General features: G+C 69.8%; 6 protein-coding genes. 5 read left to right on the top strand and 1 reads right to left on the bottom strand.

Annotated features, from left to right (window positions below; all coding sequences use genetic code 11):
• Window positions 1–1,814, bottom strand: a 1,814-nt coding sequence (locus D7V93_RS05610; protein WP_120642379.1) for a LamG-like jellyroll fold domain-containing protein, incomplete at its 3' end; no start/stop codon positions are given.
• A gap of 85 nt (window positions 1,815–1,899) precedes the next feature.
• Between D7V93_RS05610 and D7V93_RS05605 the strand changes: the two genes are divergently transcribed.
• The 5 genes from D7V93_RS05605 (at window position 1,900) to D7V93_RS05585 (ending at window position 7,230) form a co-directional block, all read left to right on the top strand.
• On the top strand, window positions 1,900–3,222 hold the full coding sequence (locus D7V93_RS05605) for a family 16 glycosylhydrolase (protein ID WP_120642382.1): 1,323 nt from the start codon (window positions 1,900–1,902) through the stop codon (window positions 3,220–3,222).
• Between the two features lie 9 nt (window positions 3,223–3,231).
• Complete coding sequence (locus D7V93_RS05600) at window positions 3,232–3,978, top strand: Type 1 glutamine amidotransferase-like domain-containing protein (RefSeq protein ID WP_120642378.1); 747 nt, start codon at window positions 3,232–3,234, stop codon at window positions 3,976–3,978.
• Window positions 3,979–4,006: 28 nt separating this feature from the next.
• Window positions 4,007–4,852, top strand: coding sequence for a glycoside hydrolase family 16 protein (locus D7V93_RS05595; RefSeq protein WP_120642377.1), 846 nt, complete (start codon window positions 4,007–4,009; stop codon window positions 4,850–4,852).
• Between the two features lie 84 nt (window positions 4,853–4,936).
• Entirely contained in the window at window positions 4,937–6,559 is a 1,623-nt protein-coding gene (locus tag D7V93_RS05590) for an adenylosuccinate synthetase (protein ID WP_120642376.1), read from the top strand.
• Entirely contained in the window at window positions 6,559–7,230 is a 672-nt protein-coding gene (locus D7V93_RS05585; RefSeq protein WP_167509439.1) for a DUF7002 family protein, read from the top strand. Before D7V93_RS05590 ends, D7V93_RS05585 begins: the two co-directional genes overlap by 1 nt.
• Window positions 7,231–7,264 lie beyond the last annotated feature (34 nt).

The following is a 7,264-nucleotide window of genomic DNA, read 5'->3' as shown; positions in this document are numbered from 1 at the left end:
GCGGGGCAGCGCTGCGCATCCAGGTTCGCGCCCGCGCCGATGAACAGCGTCCCCGTGCCCAGCCGGGCCGTCCCCGGCGCCACCGGCAGCGTGCGGTTCGTGGGCACGCCGTTGAGGTACTCGTTGAACACACCGGTGACGCCGTCCCAGGTATAGGCCAGGTGGCTCCACTGCCCCACGGGCAGGGCGGGGCTGACGCCCAGGCGCACCCGCTGGCCGTTGATCACCAGCGAGAACTGCACCTGGTTGCTGGCCTCGTAGATGATGTCCAGGCCGCCCTGCTTCTGCATCAGGTAGCGGTACGGGTTGCCGGTGGTGCACCCCTGCTGGATGTCCGCGTCCGGCCGCACCGCGAACTCCACCGACAGGCCCCGCACGAAGGCCCCCACGCCGGGCACCGTACCGGAGGCGTCCGTCAGGTTCACCGCGAGCGCGCTGCCCCCCGGCACCAGCAGCGCCTTGCCCTTGCCGTGCGGCTGCCACAGCGAGTCCGTGGGCGCCGAGCGCGTCACCGCGTTGCCCGGGGAGATGGACGCCGCACCCTGGAGCGTGCCGGTGAAGAAGCGCCCGGACAGGTCCGGCGTGCGCGTCAGGTCATACGCGCCCGCGCGGGTGACCAGCTCGTTCATCGGCAGGAAGAGCAGGTGGAAGGGATCCATCAGCTCGCCCAGGTCCACCTCGTTGTAGTCCGCCGTGTTGCTGCCGAAGAGCGCCAGCACGTCGTGCGTCTTCGTCACCGGCAGGTAGTGCGCCTCGTTGCTCTGGCCCTGCGGGAAGCTCTGCGATGGCAGCCGCTCCTGCTCGAAGTTCCACATCGGTCCGGAATAGAAGAGGTGCGCCAGGTCCAGGCGGTCCGTGTTGATGGCCCCGTCGATGTGGTACGCGGTCCAGTTCGTGTCCGCGCCCACCAGGCTCACCGCCTCGCGACGTGCGCCGTCGGTGTACGTCACGGCGATGTAGAGGAGGTTGCGCCCCTCGTGGTCCACCCAGGCGTACGCGCCTCGGACAAGGGCCCCGGAGGTCGTATCGCCGAAGTCCTCGCCCGTGGCCGCCTTCAGGCGCTTCCACGCGAGCGGGTAGCGCTTCACGCCCGGGTTCGCGTCATTGAACATCATCGACACCGGACGCGGGTTGCTCCAGCCCGTGGCCGCGCACGGCGTGGGGTTGTACGCGTACATCATGTGGTCGATGGCGCCGTTGTTCGCGGGCCCACCCTGGAAGATGAGCAGCCGGCCGTCGGACGTCATCGTCGGCTCGATGCCGAAGATGCCCGCGCCCGTCACCGTGGTCAGCGTCTCCAGCGCGCCAGTGCTGAAGGACGCGACCTCCGCCTGCGTCGTGAAGGGCTGCGACACCCGCACGTCCACCGTGCGCCGCCGGAAGCGGTTGGGCCCGTTGTACATCTGCGAGTCGAAGAGGAACGGCTGGTACACCGCCACGCCGCTCGCGAGCGCGTAGGGCTGCGCCGGGTTGGGGAAGCAGAACGCCAGCGCGTTCTCCCCGTTGTGCACGTCCACCGTCTTCCCCGCCGAGAAGGCCGTGGAGAACGACGGCCTGCCTGAAGCGTCGTACGTCACCGCCTCCGGACGGAACACCCGCGCAATCCAGGTGGTCGTCGTGGTCGCCGCGTCCTCGCGGATGTTGCCAATGAAGATGCGGCCATCCACCGTCGAGGAGTGACCGTTGGATCCGAACGGCGTCGCGATCCGCGTGTTCACCAGCGAAGGACGCCCCTCCGCGAGCACCGCCGAAGGCACCACCGCGAGCGCCGTTCCCAGCAGCGCCCCCAGGCTCCAGTTAAGTTTGTTTTGCATGGAAAATAGGATAATCGAACCTTCAGCACCTACCCAACCCCACGCCTGGAGTGCTCCGGGCCCGGGGTCCCCTTCGAGGATGACGATGGCAACGAGCGCGGTGAAGACGGTGGGAGTGTGGACGCTGGGGCTGCTGTGGGGGCTTACGGCCTGCGGCGGGTCTCCCGCGCCGGAGACCGCTGAAGCGGTGCAGCCCGAAGTGGTGAACACCCAGGCGCAGGCGGCCACGCAGGCACCGCTGGGCCAGACGGTGTGGCTCAAGGCGTGCGCGACGCAGAAGTTCGTGTCGGCGGATCGCAACCTCAGCACCACCGCGCCGCTGGTCGCCAACCGCGACAGCGCGCAGGGCTGGGAGCAGTTCCAGGTGGCGGACGCGGGCAACGACTTCATCTCCCTGCGCGTGAGCGAGACGGGCCTGTACGTGTCGGCCGACCCGAACGCGGGCGGACAGGTCACCGGGTTCCGCACGGCGGTGGGGGACTGGGAGCGCTTCACCTGGGTGCCCTTCCCGGACGGCACCGTGGGCCTGAAGGCGAAGAGCACCGGCCAGTTCGTGTCCGCGGACGCGAACCAGGCGGGCACCGCGCCGCTGTACGCCAACAAGGCCACCGCCGGCTGCTGGGAGGCCTTCTCCTTCGGCATCGTGGGCGGCGGCACGGACCGCTGGGTGCAGATCTGGAGCGACGAGTTCGACGGCACCACCGTCAACGCGTCCAACTGGGCGCCCAACACCGGCGTGCACGTGAACAACGAGCAGCAGCAGTACACGACGTCGAGCAGCAACATCTCCGTGAGCAACGGCACGCTGAAGCTCACCGCGCGCCTGCAGTCCGCCAATGGCTATCCGTTCACCTCCGGCCGGTTGGAGAGCGCGGGCAAGCGGGAGTTCAGCCACGGCCGCATCGAGGCGCGCATCAAGATGCCGGTGGGCGCGGGCCTGTGGCCGGCGTTCTGGATGCTCGGCAATGACATCGGGTCGGTGGGTTGGCCGGCCTGCGGCGAGCTCGACATCATGGAGAACGTCGGCTACGGCGACTGGACGTCGGGGGCGCTGCACGGCCCGGGCTACTCCGGCAACACGCCCATCAACGGCCGCTTCTACCCGGCCGGCGGCGTGAGCGCCTGGCACGTGTACCGCACCGAATATTCGACCACGGACATCAAGTGGTACATCGACGGGGCGCTCGTGAAGACGACGCCGCGCACCGAGGTCGAGCGCTACGGGCGGTGGGTCTACGACAAGCCGCTGTACATCATCCTCAACCTCGCGGTGGGCGGCGGCTACCCCTTCGGCATGAACGGCGCGACGACGCCCTATTACGGCGTGCCTCAGTCCACGGTGGACCTCATCCGCAACACGCCCCAGACGATGGAAGTGGACTGGGTGCGCGCCTATCAGTGGCGGTAGTCTCCGCGCATGCCGCCTCCGCCCCTCCTCCTGCTGGCTGACAGCTCCCCGCTGTTCTGGCGCGTGGAGGGGCGCCCCTTCCTGGACTTCGTGCGCGTGCACACCGGGGCGGACCTGCGCGTGCCGCCCGTGCGCGCGGCGTACCTGGGCGCGTCCAACGGCGACGAGCCGGCCTTCTACGAAATCTTCACCGCGGCCATGGAGGGCATCGGCATCACCCGCTGCCGGAGCATCCCGGCCGCGCCCTCCGCGCAGGACCTGGAGTGGCTGAAGGACGCGGACGTCATCCTGCTCGCGGGCGGCGACCCGCGCGTGGGCTGGGACGCGTTCCAGGCGCACGGGGTGGACGCCCTCCTGCGCGAGCGGCACGAGGCGGGCGCGGTGCTGATGGGCGTGTCCGCTGGCGCCATGCACCTGGGGCTGGGCGCGTGGTGCGAGGACCTTCCCGGCGAGGGTGAGCCCTTCCCCGTGCTGGGGCTCACGCCCTACCTCATCGGCGTGCATGAGCCGGCGGACTGGCCCGGACTCAAGCTCGCGGTGCGGCGGATGGGGTTGCCCACGCGGGGGCTCGGCATCCCGCATGGTGGCGGCGTGCTCCTCCACGCGGACGGCAGCGTGGAGCCCGTGCGCCAGCCCGTGGTGGACATGTCCCTGGACGTGGAGGGCCGGCTGCACGAGTCGCTGCTGCTGCCCCCCGCCGTGCCCTATCGCGGCGAGCCCCCGAACGAGCCCGTGGACCGACGGCGGCTCCAGTAGGCTTTGGCCTCATCTTCGAGGAACAGCGATGACATCGAGACCGAGCAGGAAGGTGGGAGCGTGGGCGCTGGTGTTGGGGCTGACGGCCTGCGCCGGAGCACCGGTCGCGGAGAAGCGCGCCGGGGATGACTGGGTCCAGGTGTGGAGCGATGAGTTCGACGGCGACAGCGTCGATGCCTCCAACTGGATCATCCAGACCGACGTGCACGTGAACGACGAGCAGCAGCAGTACACGACGTCGCCCGACAACGTGTCCGTGGGCGGCGGCACGCTGAAGCTCACCGCGCGCCTGCAGACCGCCAATGGCTACCCGTTCACGTCAGGGCGCGTGGAGAGCGCGGGCAAGCGGGAGTTCACCCATGGCCGCGTCGAGGCGCGCATCAAGCTGCCGGTGGGCATTGGCTTGTGGCCCGCGTTCTGGATGCTGGGCAGTGACATCCGCGCGGCGGGTTGGCCGGGGTGTGGCGAGCTCGACATCATGGAGAACGTCGGCTACGGCGATTGGATCTCCGTCGCGCTGCATGGCCCGGGCTACTCCGGCAACACGCCCATCAACGGTCGGTTCAACCCGCGCACGCCGGTGAGCGACTGGCACGAGTACCGCGTGGAGTCCTCGTCCACGGACATCAAGTGGTTCATCGATGGGGCGTTGGTGAAGACGACGACGCGCGCGGAGGTCGAGCGCCACGGCGCCTGGGCCTTCGACAAGCCGCTGTTCATCATCTTCAACTTCGCCGTGGGCGGGAGCTATCCGTCCGGCGTCAACGGCGCGAAGGAGCCGTACTTCGGCGTGCCGCAGGCCACCGCGGACCTCGTGCGCGACACGCCCCAGACGATGGAAGTGGACTGGGTGCGCGTCTCGCAGCGGCGGTAGTCCGCGCTCCGCCCTCCCCCCTCCGGGGTATGGAAAGCCTGGCCGCGTGCCTCCAAGTTGGCTCCTCTCCACGGAGGAACCAACATGACGGTCACGGTGGTGGTGGTGTCGGGGCCCATCGGCGCGGGGAAGACGACCCTCGCGCAACGGCTCGCGCAGCGGTTCGGCGCGCTTGTGCTCAGCACCCGGGACTTCCTCCGGGAACGCTTCCCGACCGAAGGCCAGGGCCGGCGCCCGCTCCAGGAGCTGGGCGCGGCGCTGGATGAGGACACGAAGGGACGCTGGATGGCGGACGACGTCGCCGCCGCGATCCAGTCGCGCGAGCCCCGCTCCCTTCTCGTGGTGGTGGATGCCGCGCGCATCGCGCCGCAGGTGGAGTGGCTGCGCAAGAGTCCACGCACCCGGGTCCTGCACGTGCACCTGCATGCACCGGAGGCGGAGCTGGCGAAGCGCTACGCGCACCGGCGTGCGGGCGCGGAGAAGGACACGGAGCTCATCACGTTCGAAGAAGCCCGTGCGCACCCCACCGAACGCGCGGTGGATCAACTCGCGGCACCCGCCGAGCTTGTCCTGGACACGCAGCAGACCCCGCCCGACGCGGTGCTGGTGCGGGTGGCCAGCCGGCTGGGGCTGTTCGGGCGTCCGGATGCGCGACTGGTGGACGTGCTCATCGGGGGGCAGTACGGCAGCGAGGGCAAGGGCCACATCGCGGCGCACCTCGCGCCCGCTTACGACGTCCTCGTCCGGGTGGGCGGGCCGAACGCGGGACACCGCGTGTACGCGGAGGACGGCGTCTACACCTTCCACCAGCTTCCCTCCGGAACCCGGGTGGCGAAGGGCGCGCAGGTGGTGCTGGGGCCTGGGACGACCCTGTCCCTGGAGCGGTTGCGCAAGGAGCTGGAGGACTGTGAGCTGCGCGAGGGGCGGCTCTTCATCGACCCGCAGGCGGTCATCATCGAGGAGGCGGACCTCCTCATGGAGGGCGCGTCCCTGAAGCAGCAGATCGGCTCGACGGCGCAGGGCGTGGGCTCCGCCACCTCAAGGAAGGTGCTCCGGACCGCGGCCACCCCCGCGGTGCGCCTCGCGAAGGACGTGGCAACACTCCACTCCTTCCTGCGGCCCACCGTGGAGGTGCTGGACGATGCCTTCAGCCGGGGACACCACGTGCTCCTCGAAGGCACCCAGGGCATGGGACTCAGCCTGCACCACGGCGACTATCCCCACGTCACCTCGCGCGACACGACCGCGAGCGGGTGTCTGGCGGAGGCCGGCATCCCGCCGGGCCGGGTGCGCCGGACGCTCATGGTCTGCCGCACCCATCCCATCCGCGTGCAGAGCCCTGAGGGCGCCACGTCCGGACCCATGGTGAATGAAATCACCTGGGAGGAGGTGTCGCGCCGCTCGGGACATCCGCTGGGGGACCTGCAGAAGACCGAGCGGACCTCCACGACGAACCGTCCCCGGCGCGTCGCCGAGTTCGACTGGGTGCTGCTGCGCAAGGCCGCGTCGCTCAACGCGCCCACCGACATCGCGCTCACGTTCGTGGACTACCTGTCCGCGAACAACTGGGCGGCCCGCCGCTACGAGCAGCTCAGCGAGGAGGCGCACCGCTACATCGAGGAGATCGAACGTGTCGCGGGCGCGCCCGTGTCGCTCATCTCCACGGGCTGCGAGGCCCGCAACATCATCGACCGGAGGACCTGGTGATGGGCATCACCGCGAAGGCGCTCGCCGAACGGTTTCCCCGGCTCTTCCACATGGCGGAAGCCGGCAGCTGGCCGAGCATCGAGCGACATGGCCTGTTGAGCACCTCCGCGCTGCTGGACCTCTTCGAGGTTCGCGGGAGGCCGCGCGAAGCACTCGAAGCCTGTCACCGTCCCGAGTCCGTGAGGCTTCAACACGCCCGTCACGGGTGGGCCGTCATCCGGGACCAGAAGCCCATGGATGACAAGGGGCTGTCGCGCTGTCTGGGAGGAGGCCTGACGCCCACGGCCTGGTATCGGCTCCTCAATGCCCAGGTGTTCTTCTGGCTGGACTCCCGCCGGCTCGACACGCTGCTGGAGGCACGCGCCTACCGGGACCGACGCCAGACGGTGCTCACCCTGGACACCGCCTGCCTGCTGTCCCGGTACGAAGCCCAGGTGCGCCTGTCCCCCATCAACAGCGGTGCCACGAAGCCCTTTCCTCAACCCCGCGGACCGGCCACCTTCCTGCCCCTGTCCACCTACCCCTTCGCGGAGTGGGACCAGAAGCGCAAACGCAAGGAGCCCGTCGTCGAGCTGACCGTGCAGCACTCCGTCCCGGCCCTGCAGGCGTGCGTGCTCCGCGTCGAGGAGCGGGGCGGAGGGCAACCGTCGCGGACCCTCTTCGAGCGGTGAAGGTCCGACAGTTCCCCACTCGCACGAATCTCCG

The sequence above is a fragment of the Corallococcus llansteffanensis genome (assembly GCF_003612055.1).
Taxonomy (GTDB): domain Bacteria; phylum Myxococcota; class Myxococcia; order Myxococcales; family Myxococcaceae; genus Corallococcus; species Corallococcus llansteffanensis.
Note: the sequence above shows the minus strand (reverse complement) of the source record. Positions and strands in the feature narration are given on the sequence as shown.

Excerpts from the sequence above, each read along its gene's own strand:
- D7V93_RS05605 (WP_120642382.1), top strand. The coding sequence starts at position 1,900 with ATGGCAACGAGCGCGGTGAAGACGGTGGGAGTGTGGACGCTGGGGCTG.
- D7V93_RS05600 (WP_120642378.1), top strand. The coding sequence starts at position 3,232 with ATGCCGCCTCCGCCCCTCCTCCTGCTGGCTGACAGCTCCCCGCTGTTC.
- D7V93_RS05595 (WP_120642377.1), top strand. The coding sequence starts at position 4,007 with ATGACATCGAGACCGAGCAGGAAGGTGGGAGCGTGGGCGCTGGTGTTG.
- D7V93_RS05590 (WP_120642376.1), top strand. The coding sequence starts at position 4,937 with ATGACGGTCACGGTGGTGGTGGTGTCGGGGCCCATCGGCGCGGGGAAG.
- D7V93_RS05585 (WP_167509439.1), top strand. The coding sequence starts at position 6,559 with ATGGGCATCACCGCGAAGGCGCTCGCCGAACGGTTTCCCCGGCTCTTC.